The organism is Pseudomonas sp. B21-035, from assembly GCF_024748945.1.
Taxonomy (GTDB): Bacteria; Pseudomonadota; Gammaproteobacteria; order Pseudomonadales; family Pseudomonadaceae; genus Aquipseudomonas.
The window spans coordinates 712,497-730,626 of the sequence record NZ_CP087179.1 but is presented as its reverse complement, the minus strand read 5'-3'; the positions used below and the strand labels follow the sequence as shown (position 1 = coordinate 730,626).

At 60.4% G+C, this 18,130-nt stretch carries 5 protein-coding genes, 2 tRNA genes and 3 rRNA genes; all 10 read right to left on the bottom strand.

Annotated features, from left to right (window positions below; translation table 11 throughout):
* Window positions 1-56: 56 nt before the first annotated feature.
* Window positions 57-2,138, bottom strand: coding sequence for an exodeoxyribonuclease V subunit alpha (recD, locus tag LOY22_RS03215; protein WP_258596298.1), 2,082 nt, complete (start codon window positions 2,136-2,138; stop codon window positions 57-59).
* Entirely contained in the window at window positions 2,135-5,824 is a 3,690-nt protein-coding gene (gene recB / locus LOY22_RS03210) for an exodeoxyribonuclease V subunit beta (RefSeq protein ID WP_258596296.1), read from the bottom strand. The genes recD and recB overlap by 4 nt, the downstream gene beginning before the upstream one ends.
* Complete coding sequence (gene recC, locus LOY22_RS03205; protein WP_258596294.1) at window positions 5,821-9,300, bottom strand: exodeoxyribonuclease V subunit gamma; 3,480 nt, start codon at window positions 9,298-9,300, stop codon at window positions 5,821-5,823. The genes recB and recC overlap by 4 nt, the downstream gene beginning before the upstream one ends.
* 127 nt (window positions 9,301-9,427) lie before the next feature.
* Window positions 9,428-9,543 (bottom strand): 5S ribosomal RNA (gene rrf / locus LOY22_RS03200).
* A 135-nt stretch (window positions 9,544-9,678) separates the two neighbouring features.
* A 23S ribosomal RNA gene (locus LOY22_RS03195) occupies window positions 9,679-12,569 on the bottom strand.
* Between the two features lie 214 nt (window positions 12,570-12,783).
* Window positions 12,784-12,859, bottom strand: a tRNA-Ala gene (locus tag LOY22_RS03190).
* 29 nt (window positions 12,860-12,888) lie between these two features.
* Window positions 12,889-12,965 (bottom strand) — tRNA-Ile (locus LOY22_RS03185).
* 66 nt (window positions 12,966-13,031) lie between these two features.
* Window positions 13,032-14,568: ribosomal RNA gene (locus LOY22_RS03180) — 16S ribosomal RNA — on the bottom strand.
* The 16S, 23S and 5S rRNA genes sit together here with 2 tRNA genes alongside, the layout of an rRNA operon.
* A gap of 615 nt (window positions 14,569-15,183) precedes the next feature.
* Window positions 15,184-16,677 (bottom strand): CoA-acylating methylmalonate-semialdehyde dehydrogenase, encoded by a 1,494-nt coding sequence (locus LOY22_RS03175; protein WP_093376381.1) that lies wholly within the window; start codon window positions 16,675-16,677, stop codon window positions 15,184-15,186.
* A gap of 72 nt (window positions 16,678-16,749) precedes the next feature.
* Window positions 16,750-18,096, bottom strand: a complete 1,347-nt coding sequence (locus LOY22_RS03170) for an aspartate aminotransferase family protein (RefSeq protein WP_093376384.1) — start codon at window positions 18,094-18,096, stop codon at window positions 16,750-16,752.
* Window positions 18,097-18,130 lie beyond the last annotated feature (34 nt).

Below are 18,130 nucleotides of genomic sequence, written 5' to 3'. Positions count from 1 at the left end.
TTTTCCAGCGAGGGAGCACCTCCCCGGCGATCCGGTAATAGGCCGAATCGCCGTGCTTAAACCTGCTCCAGCATCAGCCCCGAGATACGTTTGACCTTACGCCGCACCGCGTCTTCAAACACACCCTGGCGTGGCTCGATCAAACTAAAGCAGGTCTTGGCCCGGGTGATACCGGTGTAGATCAACTCCTTGGTCAAAACCGGGTTCAGGGCGTCTGGAAGCACCAGCGCGGTGTGGGTGAACTCCGAGCCCTGGGACTTGTGCACGGTCATGGCGAACACGGTTTCGACTTCATTGAGCCGGCTCGGCAAGACGAAACGCACGCCGCCGTGCCCGTCGTTGCGGGCAAAAGCCACGCGCAGTACCTGTTGCCCCTCATGCTGCTCATCGGGCAGGCGCAGGGCGATGCCGATATCACCGTTCATCAAACCCAGGCTGTAGTCGTTGCGGGTCATCAGTACCGGGCGGCCTTCATACCAGGGCTGCTCACTGTCGATCAGCCCCGCCGCGCCGAGCACCCGGCTGACCCGCTGGTTCAGGCCTTCGACACCCCAGGCCCCCTTGCGCACGGCACACAGCAACTGAAAGGTCTCGAAGCCCTGCAACACCTGCATGGCCCAGGTTTCCCAGCGTGGATCATCCACCGGCGTACCAGGTTGCGGGCGCTGCTGGCGAAGGGTCTGCAGGTAGCTGCGATAACCCTGGGGGCCATCACTGCCACGGCCCAGGCCTTCGAGCAGCAAGCGATCGAAGTTGCGGTCCTGCTCACCGCGCAGGGTCAGGGCAAACACATCGTCCTGTTTCTGGTTGAGCAGGGCCCGGGCCTGATCGGCCTCCTGGCGGTTGACCAGGCGTGCCAGCTGGCCAATGCCGCTGCCTTCGCCAAAGCGCCGCGAGTAGCGCAGCATCACCACTTGCTGCGCCAGCGGATACTGCCCGGCGCTGCCCGGCAGCAGTTCGCTGCCCGCCAGGGTTTCACCACTGACCTGCTCCAGCCAGGCCTGGGTCTCGGGGCTGTAGCGCCCGGCCTCGGCATCGCGGCACAGGTCACCGAGTACCGCGCCGGCTTCCACCGAAGCAAGCTGGTCCTTGTCGCCCAGCAGCACCAGGCGCGCATGGGGCGGCAAGGCGCCAAGCAGGTTGGCCATCATCTCCAGGTCGATCATCGAGGCTTCGTCGACCACCAGCACATCCAGCGGCAGCGGGTTGCCGGCATGGTGCCGGAAATGCCGTGAGCCCGGGCGGCTGCCGAGCAGACGGTGAACAGTGGAGACGTCGGTGGGAATGTTGTCTCGGACCTCGGCAGCCACCGCCAGGCGCTCGACCTGCTGGCCGATGGACTCGGTCAGACGCGCGGCGGCCTTGCCGGTGGGTGCCGCCAGGCGAATGCGCAGCGGTCGCCCCGCCTCCACCGCAGGCGCCTGCAACAGGGCCAGCAAACGCACCACCGTGGTGGTTTTACCGGTACCCGGGCCGCCGGTAATGATGCTGAAGGCGCTGCGGGTGGCCAGGGCACAGGCCAGCTTTTGCCAGTCCACCTGAGCGCCAGGAACGCCACCCTCGAACAGTTGCGCCAGCCGCGCCGAGAGGTCCGCCGGGGTTGGCTCGACCTGCTGCAGGCGCTCGCGCAAGGCGTTGTCGATACGCCGCTCGTAGGCCCAGTAACGGCGCAGGTACAGGCGCTGGCCATTGAGCACCAGCGGGCGGGCGCTGTCTTCGCTGTTGCTGCCATGGGCCACCAACCGGCTGCGGCCCAGTTGCTGCAGCCAGGTGTCGAGGGTCAGGCGCTCGAGCAGTTGCGAGGGCAACAGCAATGGCCCGGCCAGGGCGTCCCCCTCCGGCGGCAGCGACAGGGCAAAATCCGGCTCGGCCAAAGTTTCACCCAGGTCGAGGCAGACATGCCCGTGGCCCAGCTGATGACTGGCCAGGGCCGCCGCCAGCAGCACCAAGGGCTCGCCGCCAGGATCGCGCTCACCGAGGAAACTCACAAAGGCCCGGTCCAGGGCACGCAACCAGCCCCGCTCGACCCAGCGATCAAGCAAGGCCAGCAGGTCTGCGCCCTTGCTCAGCGGCTGCAGGGCCGCCAGGTGGCCGGCATCCAGCGGCGTCGGCAACAGGTCGTCGAGGCTACGGCTCATGGGGCGTCTCCGAAAAACAGGTCGTGTTGCTGCGGGGCACTGACGCCGCGGAACAGCGCATCGAGCTGCTCGATCAGCTCACGCGGTGGCTTGACGAAATACAGGCCGCGAGAAGCCGAATCGACGCCACGCAGGAAGATGAACAGTGCCCCGCCGACATGCAGGTCGTAGTCATAACCCGGCAGCCGCGCGCGCAACTGGCGATGCAGGGCCAGCAGGTAGAGCACGTATTGCAGGTCATAGCGGTGGCTGAGGATCGCGCCTTCCATGGCCAGTTCGCTGTAGGCCAGGTCATCAGGCCCCAGCCAGTTGGATTTGTAGTCCGCCACGTAATAACGGCCGTCGTGTTCGAAGGCCAGGTCGATAAAACCCTTGAACATGCCATTGAGCAGCGCCGGTTGCGCAGCCAGGCGCGCGACGCCCTGATGGGTGTATTCGCACACCAGCTGGTCGAGCCGGCCGACATCGACCTTGTGGCTGGCGAACCAGAACTCCATTTCGATCTGGTACTGGCTTAGCTGGCTCAAGGACAACGGTGAGCTATCAGGTGCCAGGGCCATGGGCTGTGCGAGCAGTTGCTGCAACCACTGGCTGAGGGTCGGGATCCAGCCGGTCCAGTCGCGGCGGTTGCAGCGCTGGCCGACGGTGCGGGTCAATTGCTCGGGGTCGCCGCTGACCTGGGCGAACCCTTCGTGCCCGGCCCACTCAAGCAAGCCGTGGAGGAAGGTGCCGGGGTTCGGCCCGCGCGGGAAGCGGTGGATGTCGCCACTACCGGGCATCACTTCACGCAGCTGCTGCGCGTCAGGCCGCTCGTCATCGAGCAGTTGTTGCGCCTGAGAGCTGTCGGCTGCCAGGGTCATGGCCTCTTCGCCGATGCGCAAAGCACTGTAGGAGGCGATCCACCAGTTCTCCGCAGCCCGGCGTTTGGGCTGGCGTGCAGGCAGCAGTTCGGCCTGGTTGCGCGGGGCGCTGTAGGCCTGTTCATCCGGCGCTGGCAACTCGATGCTGGCGATGGCCGGGCAGCCGGACTGCAAGGCCTGCAGCCAATCACCCAGTTGGGTCGAAGCCGCCAGGGGCGTGCCGCCACCCAACAGGTAACCCAGGGCCGAGCGATGCAGGGTCGAGGCCTTGCCGGTGCCACGCTTGAGGTCGGCAACACCGAGCCAGCAAGCATGCTGGGCGCGGGTTAAGGCCACGTACAGCAGGCGCAGGTCTTCGGCCAGGCGCTCGTCGTCAGCCAGGGCGATCTGTTCGGCATCAGGGGTCAGGGTCAGGTGCGCCTGGCCTTCGCCGTCGTGCCAGGCCAGGGGCAAGCGCGAGCCATCGACCGGCTTGCTGGTGCAGATGAAGGGCAGGAACACCAGGGGGTATTCCAGGCCTTTGGATTTGTGGATGGTTACCACCTTGACCAGTTGTTCGTCGCTTTCCAGGCGCAGGATCTGCTCTTCGCCAGCCTGACCCGAGCTGGCCAGGTGCTCGCCCAGGTGGCGAATCAACGCCTGCTCGCCATCCAGCTCGGTGGCCGCCTGTTGCAGCAGTTCGGCAAGGTGCAGCAGGTTGGTCAGCACCCGCTCGCCATCACTGCGGGCCATCAACACTTGAGGCAAGTCGAAATCGTGCAGCAGGCGCCGCAGCATCGGCAGCACACCCTGGCTACGCCAGATCAGCCGGTACTGGCGAAACTGCATGACCCAGCGCTCCCATACCCGCTCATCCTGGTTCAATTGCGCCAGGGCGCTGAGCGGCAGGTTGAGGGTGATGCTGGCAAGTGCCGCCTTGAGCAGGCGCTCGGCATCCGGCTCGGCGCAGGCCTTGAGCCAGGCCAGCAAGTCATGGGCCTCCTGGGCGGCGAATACCGAATCCTTGTCGGAGAGGTACACACTGCGCACATCGCGAGCCGCCAGTTCGCCGCGAATCAGCTGCGCCTCACGGCCATCGCGCACCAGGATGGCGATATCCGAAGGCAGGCAGCCACGCAGCGACTGATCGGCTTGCATGAAACCGCTGCGCCCCTGCTGTCCGCCATTGAGCAAGGCGACGATCTGGCTGGCACAGCTGGCAGCCTGCTGCTGCCGGTAAACGGCGCCGGAAACCGGTTCTTCACTGCTCAGTTGCCAGAGGTTGAGTGCTGGCACCGGCACGCCATCGACCTGCAATTGCTCGCTGCGGCCCTTGGCCTTGACCTCGAGAAACGGCACCGGGTTGTCATTGCCGTCACGGAACAAGAAGGCGCCACGGCCCGACTCACGCACTTCAGCCTGCATGAACACATGGTTGACCGCCGTGACCATGGCCTGGCTGGAGCGGTAGTTGGTATCCAGGCTGTGCAGGCGCCCGGCCGTGGCCCGGCGTGCCCCCAGGTAAGTGAAGATGTCGGCGCCGCGGAAGGCATAGATCGCCTGCTTGGGGTCGCCGATCAGGAACAGGCCGGTGTCGCGGACGTTCTCTTCAATCCGGTAGATGCGCTGGAAGATCCGGTACTGCACCGGGTCGGTGTCCTGGAATTCGTCGATCAGCGCCACCGGGAACTGCTCGCGAATCAGCCCGGCCAGGCGCTCGCCGGCGTCACCGTGCAGCGCATGGTCGAGGCGCAGGAGCATGTCGTCGAAGCCCATTTCGGCGCGGCGGCGCTTTTCCTGCTCGAAGCGGGCGCCAACCCAGGCCGCAGCGTGCTCAAGCAGACAGGCATCAGGCGTGGGCAGGCCCTGAAGCTGGTCGCGCAGCGCCTCCATTGCCTGCAATGCCGGGTGCGCTGGCGGTTCGCCCTTCCAGGCTTCGGCCATGCCGGCGCGGGTAAAGCGGCTGAAGCCGGTGCCCAGGTCCAGCTCCAGTGCCTGGTGGTCTTCGGCCCAGGCCTTGAGCTTCTCGCACCAGGGCTCGAAATAGCGTGCCTGCATCTTGCGCCCATCGACCTGCTTGGCGGCCAGGCCGTCCCGGCAGATCTGCAGCAACTCGTCGGACCATTGCGCCCAGGGTGCCTTGAGCGTTTGCAGCAACTCGGTATGCTGTTGCAGCACCGCCTCGATCAGGGCCTGGGGCTCTTCTTCGTCGCTCTCGATGCGCTGGCGGCCGAACAGCGCGCGCACCCGTGGCAACAATGCTTCGGGGCTGACCCAATGGGCCCGCACCCAGGCCAGCGCATCGCCCTGCATGCTGTAGCAGAAGCGCCGCCAGTAGTCGCGCATGACCTGGCCGAGCAGGTCGCTGTGGTCGGTTTCCAGAGTCTGGGTAAACAGGCTGCCGCTGTCGAAGGCGTGCTCGCGCAGCATGCGTTGGCACCAGCTGTGGATGGTCGACACCGCAGCTTCGTCCATCCATTGCGCGGCCACGTCCAGGCGATTGGCGCAGGCGGCCCACAGCGACGGCTCATAGTCATCGCGCAGTTGCTCAAGCAAAGGGTCGGCTTCACTCAACTCGCCACGGAAATAGCGCGCAGCTTCTGCCAGGCGAGTACGAATGCGTTCGCGCAACTCCTTGGTGGCGGCGTCGGTAAAGGTCACGACAAGAATCTGCGGCGGCAACAGCTCGCGGCCAAAGCCCTGCTCGCCGCCATGGCCGAGCACCAGGCGCAGGTACAGCGCCGAGATAGTGAAAGTCTTGCCGGTACCGGCGCTGGCTTCGATAAGCTGGCTGCCGTGCAGGGGAAAGGTCAGGGCCAGGGGGGCAGGGGCAACTCCACGGCTCATCGAGCACTCTCCTCTTTGCCCAGCGTCTGCCAGGGCGCTTCGAACATCGGGCGGTACAGGGCCTCGCACCAGCCTTCGAATTCTTCACTGGCACTGAGTGCCGCAAAATCGCTGAACTGCCGGGCCAGCGCGGTGCTTTCGCTGCGCTCGCCAAAGCTGTTCTGGCCATCGCCGTCGTAGGCCTTGGCCGCTGCGGCCAGGGCTTTGTCGGCATCGCTCTGGGCTAGCCAGGCAAAGGCCGTTTTCACCGCCACCGGCAGCGGTGCGTTCATGCCCGTTTGCCGGGCCAGTAACAGGTCGCCCAGCAGTTCAGCGGCACGGGCTTGTTCGAGCGGCGCCAACAATAGCGTAACGTCGGTGGCGACCACGGCGCTGTGCAGCTTCAGGTCCACCGCACAGGCGGCCAGGTGCATGACCCAGGTTGGCGTCAGCCGGTGCCACTTGAGGGTGCGGCCACTGCTGATGCCATTGGGCAAGGTGGTGATGCTTAGCAAGGACTCGTCTTCGCGCTGGTAGACCCGGCCCAACCAGCCTTCAAGCTTGAGCTGGCGATACTCGAAGCGGATCGGCACGGCGTTATCCACAGGCAACGGCCACTGCTGCAGCAGCTGTTGATAACGCTGCAGCAGGTCGGGCAACGGCTCGATCAGTTCGGCCTGCAGGCATTCACCAAAACCTGCCAGCGGCAGCAGCCCGTAGCCCTGCAGGCGCCTGGCCTGGGTGGTCAACGCCCGCTCGCTGTCTTGCGGGTCGGCCAGGGCTGCTGCCAGCAGGCTTTCACTCAGGCTGTAGCGCTGCAGGGCATCGAGCACGAATGGCTCTTCATCGGCCAAGGGCGCTTCCACCGACTCGAAGAACACCTTCAAACGCTGGCTGAAGAAGTGTCGTACCGGATGGCGGAGGAAGTCTTGCAGCAAGGTCAGGGTCAGCGGTTCATCGCTGCTGTAAGCCGGCAGCTCATCCTCAGGCTTGAGCTGTTGTTCGCCAGGCAGATGCAGGGAGCGCCACTCACGGGCATAGCTGAACAGGTTGCTGCCCTTGTGAAAGTAGCGGGCGCTGAACGGCTGCAACGGATGCTCCACGGTCAGCGCATGCAACAACTGCTCACCGGCGTTGAGCTTGCCGCCCACCTCGGCACCGGCCAGGCGCCAACCCGCCGCCAGATGATCACGCAACTGGCCGATCAGCACCGAGGCCGGGCGTTCGCTGTTGTCGCGAATGCTGCGCCCGACCCAACTGACGTACAACTGATCACGGGCCGACAGCAGCGCCTCGAGCAACAGGTAGCGATCGTCCTCGCGCCGCGAGCGATCACCTGGACGGTAGTCACTGCCCATCAGGTCGAAGTCCAGCGGCGGCTGTGCGCGTGGATAGTCGCCATCGTTCATACCCAGCAGACAGACCACCTTGAACGGGATCGCGCGCATGGGCATCAAGGTGCAGAAGTTCACCGAACCTGCGAGAAAGCGCTGGGACAGCCGACCCTGGTCGAGCCCGGCCAACCAGGCTTCACGGACCACCGTGAGCGGCAGCAAGTCTTGCAGGCCGACCGACTCACAGGTCTGCAACCAGGTTTCGCGCAGGGTCTGCAGTTGCACCAGCAGGTAGTCGTCATGCTCGGTTTCGGCGAGGAAGAACACTTGCAGCAAGGCATGCAGGCGCTCGCCCCACTCGGCAGCCGTCGCCGACTGGGAGAGCTGCTCGTGGGCAATTTCCAGGGCATCGAGCAGGGCCACCAACGGGCCGATCAAGGCGGCATCCAGGCCGCCAATCTCATCGAACGGCTCGATCCCGTCGCAGCCTTCGCCGACACCGACGGCGTAACCCAGCAGCATGCGTCGCAAGCCGAATCGCCAGCTGTTCTGTTCAAGGTCCGCCGGCAAACCGAGACCGGCGCGTTGCTCGGCGTTCAGCCCCCAGCGAATGCCCGCGCCTTCGATCCAACGGTGCAAGGTCGGCAGGTCGCTTTCCTTGATCGCGAAGCGCGCGCGCAAGGCCGGCACATCGAGCAGATCGAGGATCTCGCTGACGGCGAAACGGCTGTCGGGCAACTTCAGCAGGTGCTCCAGGGCGATCAGCAACGGGTCGCGGCCACGCTGGCCCTGGTCGGTCAGGGTGAAGGGGATGAAACGCGGGTCGTTGCGGTCGAGCTGGCCGAACACGGCGCGGATGTGCGGCGCGTAGGTGTTGATGTCCGGGAGCATGACGATGATGTCGCGGGGGCGCAGCGCCGGATCGGCGCTGAAGCGGGCGAGCAACTGGTCGTGGAGGATTTCCACTTCACGTTGCGGGCTGTGGCCGATATGAAAACGCACCGAGCGATCTTTGCCGGGGTCGACGTCAGGCCACAGCTCGCGGGTTTCGGCCAGCGGGCGCAACTCGAGAATGTCGTCCTGCAACTGGTTGAGCAGGGTCTTGGGCTCGCTTTCGCTGAACAGGTCGATACGCCCGTCGCTGAAGGCTGCGCGGTAACTGCCAGGGTCGTCGTAGCTGTCGAGCAGGTTGATGTAGTCGCGGCCCTGCTTGCCCCAGGCAGCCAGCAAGGGGTGGGCGTGCTGGTGCAGGGTTTCGGCGTCGATCAGGCTGGGCATGCCCTGCTTGCGTTGCTGGCGCTTGTACTGATGGCGCAACAGGTCCTTGTCGGCGACGATGTCGGCCCAATGGTGACGGCAGGGGTTGTGCACGCAGAGCAGCACCTGGCTGAAACGCGCCAGGCCGGCGAGGGCTTCCAGCGCCTGGGCAGGCAACGACGAAATACCAAAAACGATAACCCGGGACGGCAGGCCAGCGGGCGCCTGCTCCAGGCTGTTGATCCGTTCGATGAAGCGCTGGTGCACACCGGCGCGGCTCTGGGCCATGCCCTCTTCGCCGACATCCAGCAACAAGGCGCGCCACAGCTCGGCCTGCCAGCAGTTGGCGGGCGGCAGCGGCTTGGATTCGCCACGGGCGGTATTGAGCACATGACGGCCAGCGGCCCAGTCCTTGAGCCAGTCGGCGCGATACACCTGGTACTGGTCGAACAGGTCGGCCAGGCGCTCGGCCAGCTGGTAGCGCTTGCGCAGGTCGCTGTCGTCGGTGAGAAAGCGCTGCAAGGGCTCGAAGTGCGGCTTGTCGATGACCTCTGGTAGCAGGCGCATCAAGCGCCAGGTCAGCGGCGCCTTGTCGAGCAGCGACACCTCGGGGATTTCTTCGCGGCCCAGCACCTTGCGGTACAGCTGCCACATGAAACTGCCGGGCAGCTGCACCTCGACCGCCGCAGCGATGCCGCAGCCGCCCTGGTCGTCATCTTCAGGATCTTCGGCCAGGGCCAGCTTCAACCACTGGGCGATGCCGTTGCTCTGCACCAGGGCGATTTCGTTTTCCAACGGTGCCAGCGGGTAACGCCGCATCCAGCTCACCACCAGGCTGCGCAGTTCATCCAGGCGGTTGCCGTGAACCACCATGAAACCTGGTAGGAGTGGGTTTGTGTGCGGCATTGGGCATCCTTGAGGCTGTGCGGGCAGAGGGAAACCTTATCATGCTCGGCGAGCCTGACTGTGTTGTGCAACAGCCAGAAAGACAAAACCCCTACCTGCATGCGCAGATAGGGGTTTCGGAATTTAATCTTGACGATGACCTACTCTCACATGGGGAAACCCCACACTACCATCGGCGATGCATCGTTTCACTGCTGAGTTCGGGATGGGATCAGGTGGTTCCAATGCTCTATGGTCGTCAAGAAATTCTGTTGCCAGAAGGTCTTGTTCAGACACTCCAGCGAATCGGGTATGTGATGTTTGTGAGTTACAAATCTTCGGCTGTGCAGTCTTCACAACACCGCAATCTGGCTTTCGCTCAAATTGCTTGGGTGTTATATGGTCAAGCCTCACGGGCAATTAGTATTGGTTAGCTCAACGCCTCACAGCGCTTACACACCCAACCTATCAACGTCGTAGTCTTCGACGGCCCTTCAGGGAGCTCAAGGCTCCAGTGAGATCTCATCTTGAGGCAAGTTTCCCGCTTAGATGCTTTCAGCGGTTATCTCTTCCGAACATAGCTACCCGGCAATGCCACTGGCGTGACAACCGGAACACCAGAGGTTCGTCCACTCCGGTCCTCTCGTACTAGGAGCAGCCCCTCTCAAATCTCAAACGTCCACGGCAGATAGGGACCGAACTGTCTCACGACGTTCTAAACCCAGCTCGCGTACCACTTTAAATGGCGAACAGCCATACCCTTGGGACCGGCTTCAGCCCCAGGATGTGATGAGCCGACATCGAGGTGCCAAACACCGCCGTCGATATGAACTCTTGGGCGGTATCAGCCTGTTATCCCCGGAGTACCTTTTATCCGTTGAGCGATGGCCCTTCCATACAGAACCACCGGATCACTAAGACCTACTTTCGTACCTGCTCGACGTGTCTGTCTCGCAGTCAAGCGCGCTTTTGCCTTTATACTCTACGACCGATTTCCGACCGGTCTGAGCGCACCTTCGTACTCCTCCGTTACTCTTTAGGAGGAGACCGCCCCAGTCAAACTACCCACCATACACTGTCCTCGATCCGGATAACGGACCTGAGTTAGAACCTCAAAGTTGCCAGGGTGGTATTTCAAGGATGGCTCCACGCGAACTGGCGTCCACGCTTCAAAGCCTCCCACCTATCCTACACAAGCAAATTCAAAGTCCAGTGCAAAGCTATAGTAAAGGTTCACGGGGTCTTTCCGTCTAGCCGCGGATACACTGCATCTTCACAGCGATTTCAATTTCACTGAGTCTCGGGTGGAGACAGCGCCGCCATCGTTACGCCATTCGTGCAGGTCGGAACTTACCCGACAAGGAATTTCGCTACCTTAGGACCGTTATAGTTACGGCCGCCGTTTACCGGGGCTTCGATCAAGAGCTTCGCGTTAGCTAACCCCATCAATTAACCTTCCGGCACCGGGCAGGCGTCACACCCTATACGTCCACTTTCGTGTTTGCAGAGTGCTGTGTTTTTAATAAACAGTCGCAGCGGCCTGGTATCTTCGACCGGCATGGGCTTACGGAGCAAGTCCTTCACCCTCACCGGCGCACCTTCTCCCGAAGTTACGGTGCCATTTTGCCTAGTTCCTTCACCCGAGTTCTCTCAAGCGCCTTGGTATTCTCTACCCAACCACCTGTGTCGGTTTGGGGTACGGTTCCTGGTTATCTGAAGCTTAGAAGCTTTTCTTGGAAGCATGGCATCAACCACTTCGTCGCCTAATGGCAACTCGTCATCAGCTCTCGGCCTTAAGATCCCGGATTTACCTAAGATCTCAGCCTACCACCTTAAACTTGGACAACCAACGCCAAGCTGGCCTAGCCTTCTCCGTCCCTCCATCGCAATAACCAGAAGTACAGGAATATTAACCTGTTTTCCATCGACTACGCTTTTCAGCCTCGCCTTAGGGACCGACTAACCCTGCGTCGATTAACGTTGCGCAGGAAACCTTGGTCTTTCGGCGTGGGAGTTTTTCACTCCCATTGTCGTTACTCATGTCAGCATTCGCACTTCTGATACCTCCAGCAAGCTTCTCAACTCACCTTCACAGGCTTACAGAACGCTCCTCTACCGCATCACCTAAGTGATACCCGTAGCTTCGGTGTATGGTTTGAGCCCCGTTACATCTTCCGCGCAGGCCGACTCGACTAGTGAGCTATTACGCTTTCTTTAAAGGGTGGCTGCTTCTAAGCCAACCTCCTAGCTGTCTAAGCCTTCCCACATCGTTTCCCACTTAACCATAACTTTGGGACCTTAGCTGACGGTCTGGGTTGTTTCCCTTTTCACGACGGACGTTAGCACCCGCCGTGTGTCTCCCATGCTCGGCACTTGTAGGTATTCGGAGTTTGCATCGGTTTGGTAAGTCGGGATGACCCCCTAGCCGAAACAGTGCTCTACCCCCTACAGTGATACATGAGGCGCTACCTAAATAGCTTTCGAGGAGAACCAGCTATCTCCGAGCTTGATTAGCCTTTCACTCCGATCCACAGGTCATCCGCTAACTTTTCAACGGTAGTCGGTTCGGTCCTCCAGTCAGTGTTACCTAACCTTCAACCTGCCCATGGATAGATCGCCCGGTTTCGGGTCTATACCCAGCGACTAAACGCCCTATTAAGACTCGCTTTCGCTACGCCTCCCCTATTCGGTTAAGCTCGCCACTGAATATAAGTCGCTGACCCATTATACAAAAGGTACGCAGTCACCTAACAAAGTAGGCTCCCACTGCTTGTACGCATACGGTTTCAGGATCTATTTCACTCCCCTCTCCGGGGTTCTTTTCGCCTTTCCCTCACGGTACTGGTTCACTATCGGTCAGTCAGTAGTATTTAGCCTTGGAGGATGGTCCCCCCATATTCAGACAAAGTTTCTCGTGCTCCGTCCTACTCGATTTCATGACTAAGAGATTTTCGCGTACAGGGCTATCACCCACTATGGCCGCACTTTCCAGAGCGTTCCGCTAATCTCAAAGCCACTTAAGGGCTAGTCCCCGTTCGCTCGCCACTACTAAGGGAATCTCGGTTGATTTCTTTTCCTCAGGGTACTTAGATGTTTCAGTTCCCCTGGTTCGCCTCTTGCACCTATGTATTCAGTACAAGATACTCAGCTTATGCTGAGTGGGTTCCCCCATTCAGAGATCTCCGGATCAAAGTCTGTTTGCCGACTCCCCGAAGCTTATCGCAGGCTACCACGTCTTTCATCGCCTCTGACTGCCAAGGCATCCACCGTATGCGCTTCTTCACTTGACCATATAACCCCAAGCAATCTGGTTATACTGTGAAGACAACATTCGCCGAAAACTTGTAATTACTCACAAATTTTACCTTAGCCTGAACACACACCAGTGAAAGTGCTGTCCAGTCTATCTTTCTATCACATACCCAAATTTTTAAAGAACGATTCTGAAAAAGTTCAGAAATCAATATTCGATACGAATATTCATTTCTAAGCTTTGACGTAAGGTGGTGGAGCCAAGCGGGATCGAACCGCTGACCTCCTGCGTGCAAGGCAGGCGCTCTCCCAGCTGAGCTATGGCCCCGTATTGCTACAGGCTGCACCACATGTAATTGGTGGGTCTGGGCAGATTCGAACTGCCGACCTCACCCTTATCAGGGGTGCGCTCTAACCAACTGAGCTACAGACCCAATCGTCTTCTTCAATGAATCAAGCAATTCGTGTGGGAGCTCATAAGACAGCTGATGTCTGTCGATTAAGGAGGTGATCCAGCCGCAGGTTCCCCTACGGCTACCTTGTTACGACTTCACCCCAGTCATGAATCACACCGTGGTAACCGTCCTCCCGAAGGTTAGACTAGCTACTTCTGGTGCAACCCACTCCCATGGTGTGACGGGCGGTGTGTACAAGGCCCGGGAACGTATTCACCGCGACATTCTGATTCGCGATTACTAGCGATTCCGACTTCACGCAGTCGAGTTGCAGACTGCGATCCGGACTACGATCGGTTTTGTGAGATTAGCTCCACCTCGCGGCTTGGCAACCCTCTGTACCGACCATTGTAGCACGTGTGTAGCCCAGGCCGTAAGGGCCATGATGACTTGACGTCATCCCCACCTTCCTCCGGTTTGTCACCGGCAGTCTCCTTAGAGTGCCCACCATAACGTGCTGGTAACTAAGGACAAGGGTTGCGCTCGTTACGGGACTTAACCCAACATCTCACGACACGAGCTGACGACAGCCATGCAGCACCTGTGTCAGAGTTCCCGAAGGCACCAATCCATCTCTGGAAAGTTCTCTGCATGTCAAGGCCTGGTAAGGTTCTTCGCGTTGCTTCGAATTAAACCACATGCTCCACCGCTTGTGCGGGCCCCCGTCAATTCATTTGAGTTTTAACCTTGCGGCCGTACTCCCCAGGCGGTCAACTTAATGCGTTAGCTGCGCCACTAAAATCTCAAGGATTCCAACGGCTAGTTGACATCGTTTACGGCGTGGACTACCAGGGTATCTAATCCTGTTTGCTCCCCACGCTTTCGCACCTCAGTGTCAGTATGAGCCCAGGTGGTCGCCTTCGCCACTGGTGTTCCTTCCTATATCTACGCATTTCACCGCTACACAGGAAATTCCACCACCCTCTGCCCTACTCTAGCTTGCCAGTTTTGGATGCAGTTCCCAGGTTGAGCCCGGGGATTTCACATCCAACTTAACAAACCACCTACGCGCGCTTTACGCCCAGTAATTCCGATTAACGCTTGCACCCTCTGTATTACCGCGGCTGCTGGCACAGAGTTAGCCGGTGCTTATTCTGTCGGTAACGTCAAAATACTCACGTATTAGGTAAGTACCCTTCCTCCCAACTTAAAGTGCTTTACAATCCGAAGACCTTCTTCACACACGCGGCATGGCTGGATCAGGCTTTCGCCCATTGTCCAATATTCCCCACTGCTGCCTCCCGTAGGAGTCTGGACCGTGTCTCAGTTCCAGTGTGACTGATCATCCTCTCAGACCAGTTACGGATCGTCGCCTTGGTGAGCCATTACCTCACCAACTAGCTAATCCGACCTAGGCTCATCTGATAGCGCAAGGCCCGAAGGTCCCCTGCTTTCTCCCGTAGGACGTATGCGGTATTAGCGTTCCTTTCGAAACGTTGTCCCCCACTACCAGGCAGATTCCTAGGTATTACTCACCCGTCCGCCGCTGAATCGAAGAGCAAGCTCCTCTCATCCGCTCGACTTGCATGTGTTAGGCCTGCCGCCAGCGTTCAATCTGAGCCATGATCAAACTCTTCAGTTCAATACTGCTTGGGTTTTGAGAAAACCCTAAACTTGGCTCAGCAATCTCAAATGACTTACTTTCAAATCTTTCGATTTTCGTGTAGCCACTTGTGATGCTGATAATCTTTTTGACTATCAGTCTGAGCTCACAAGCACCCACACGAATTGCTTGATTCAGTTGTTAAAGAGCGGTTGGTTAAGAGCTTTTCGTCTCAACCGAGGCGCGCATTCTACGCTTTCCTCAGAGCCTGTCAAGCGTTTATTTTGAAGTTTTTCGTTTCGCTTCAAACACTTGACTCGCTGCGATCTCTCGTAGCGGGAGGCGAATTCTACAGCGTTTCAAACCGCTGTCAACTGCCTTTTTCACCGCTGCCGATCTTTCGATCGAAGCCCTTCCGGATGACCCTGGAACCGCTAACTCTTTGAAACTCAAGGAGTTTTCAGTTCCGACTGCGCCGGAAGTGGGGCGAATTATAGACACATCCGCGGGGGCGTCAAGGACTTATTTCAACTTTGTTTCAGCGGGGGCGTTTTGGCTATTAGCCACAAGCTGCAAGCTGCAAGTAAAAGCGGCAGCACCGCTTTCAACTTGTAGCTTGCAGCTTGCAGCTTGCAGCTAGTCGCTGCTAAAGCCTTAAAGGCTCGGGAAGGCAAACTGCGACGCTTCATGGCTGGCACGTTGCGGCCAGCGCTGGGTAATGGCTTTGCGGCGGGTGTAGAAACGCACGCCATCCGGGCCATAGGCATGCAGGTCGCCGAACAGCGAACGCTTCCAGCCGCCGAAGCTGTGGTAAGCCACCGGCACCGGCAGCGGGACGTTGACGCCGACCATGCCCACTTCGATCTCGTCGCAGAACAGGCGCGCCGCTTCACCGTCACGGGTAAAGATGCAGGTGCCGTTGCCGTATTCGTGTTCGTTGATCAGGCGCATGGCCTCTTCCAGGCTGTCGACGCGTACCACGCAGAGTACCGGCCCGAAGATCTCTTCTTTATAGATGCTCATCTCGGTCGTCACGCGGTCGAACAGGGTGCCGCCGACAAAGTAGCCGTCTTCATTACCGGCAACCCGGTAGCCACGGCCGTCGACCACCAGCTGCGCACCAGCAGCCACACCTTGGTCGATGTAGCCAACCACCTTGTCACGGGCTGCGGCGGTAACCAGCGGGCCCATGTCCAGGCCGCAGGAGGTACCGGCACCAATCTTCAACGCCTTGATCTGTGGTTCGAGTTTGGCGATCAGCGCATCGGCCACCTGGTCGCCAACGCAAACGGCCACCGAGATCGCCATGCAGCGCTCGCCGCAAGAACCGTAGGCTGCGCCCATCAGCGCGCTGACCGCGTTGTCCAGGTCGGCATCAGGCATCAGCACCGCGTGGTTCTTCGCCCCGCCCAGGGCCTGAACGCGCTTGCCGCGCTTGGTGCCTTCGGCATAGATGTACTCGGCGATCGGCGTCGAGCCAACGAAGCTCAGGGCCTTGACCTCTGGCGCCTCGATCAGCGCATCCACCGCTTCCTTGTCACCGTGCACAACGTTGAGCACGCCTTTAGGCAGGCCGGCTTCATGCAGCAGTTGGGCAATCAGCAGGGTCGAGCTCGGATCACGTTCCGATGGCTTGAGGATGAAGCAGTTACCGCAGGCGATTGCCAGTGGGTACATCCACAGCGGCACCATGGCCGGGAAGTTGAACGGGGTAATACCGGCCACTACGCCCAGCGGCTGGAAGTCGGACCAGGCATCGATGTTCGGGCCAACGTTGCGGCTGTACTCGCCCTTGAGCACTTCCGGCGCGGCGCAGGCAAACTCGACGTTCTCGATACCGCGCTTGAGTTCACCGGCGGCGTCTTCCACGGTTTTGCCGTGCTCTTCGCTGATCAGCTGGGAGATACGCGCTTCATTCTGCTCCAGCAGTTGCTTGAAGCGGAACATTACCTGGGCGCGTTTGGCCGGCGGCGTGTTGCGCCAAGCCGGGAAGGCGGCCTTGGCCGAGTCGATGGCCTGCTGCACGGTTTGCTTGCTGGCCAGGGCAACCTTGTGGATAGTCTGGCCAGTGGACGGGTTGAAGACATCGGCGGTGCGCGTGTCGGCAGCAACCAGTTCGCCGTTGATCAGGTGTTGAACAGTGCTCATGCAGAACTCCAGAAAGAGGGTATGCCTGGGCGCGAGATCACTCGCGCCCGCTGCTTATATATAGAGGGACAATCAATCGACCTGGTTGATGGCCTCGCCGACCGCATCGAACAGGCGGTCCAGTTCCTGCGGCTGGCTGTTGAAGGTTGGGCCGAACTGCAGGGTGTCGCCGCCGAAGCGTACATAGAAGCCGGCTTTCCACAGCTTCATGGCGATCTCGTATGGACGCACGATGGCGTCACCGTCGCGGGCGGCAATCTGGATGGCGCCGGCCAGGCCGTAGTTACGGATGTCGATGATGTTCTTCGCGCCCTTGACCCCGTGCAGCACCTTCTCGAAGTGCGGCGACAGTTCGGCGGCCGATTGCACCAGGTTTTCTTTCTCCAGCAGGTCCAGCGCGGCGAGACCGGCGGCGCAGGCGACCGGGTGCGCCGAGTAGGTGTAGCCGTGGGGGAATTCCACCGCGTATTCCGGGGTCGGCTGGTTCATGAAGGTCTGGTAGATCTCGCTGCTGGCGATCACCGCGCCCATCGGGATGGCGCCGTTGGTGACTTGCTTGGCGATGCACATCAGATCCGGGGTGACGCCGAAGGCATCGGCACCGAACATCGAGCCCATGCGGCCAAAGCCGGTGATGACTTCGTCGAAGATCAGCAGGATGTTGTGCTGGTCGCAGATTTCCCGCAGACGCTTCAGGTAGCCCTTCGGCGGTGGCAGTACACCTGCGGAACCGGCCAGCGGCTCGACAATCAGCGCGGCGATGTTCGAAGCATCGTGCAGCTCAATCAGCTTGAGCATTTCATCGGCCAGGGCGATACCGCCCTCCTCCGGCATGCCTTTGGTGAAGGCATTGCCCGGCAGCAGGGTGTGCGGAATGTGATCGACGTCGAGCAACTGGCCGAACAGCTTGCGGTTGCCGTTGACGCCACCCAGGCTGGTACCGGCGATATTCACCCCGTGATAGCCACGGGCACGGCCGATCAGCTTGGTCTTGGTGGCCTGGCCTTTCAGGCGCCAGTAGGCACGGACCATCTTCACCGCGGTGTCGGCGCACTCGGAACCGGAGTTGGTATAGAAGACGTGATTGAGGTTGCCCGGGGTCAGGTCGGTGATTTTCTCGGCCAGCTGGAACGACAGCGGGTGGCCGAACTGGAAAGCCGGCGAGTAATCGAGCACGCCCAATTGGCGCGATACTGCTTCCTGGATCTGCTTACGGGTGTGACCGGCGCCGCAAGTCCACAAGCCGGACAGGGCGTCATAAATCTTGCGGCCCTTGTCGTCGGTCAGGTAGCTGCCTTCGGCGGCGACGATCAGCCGTGGATCGCGCTGAAAATTGCGGTTGGCGGTGTAGGGCATCCAGTGGGCGTCCAGCTTGAGCTGGCTGGCCAGACCGACAGGAGCGTTTTCAGGCAGATTCATCGGACAAGTCCTCGCAAGGCAATTGGGCAGCGAC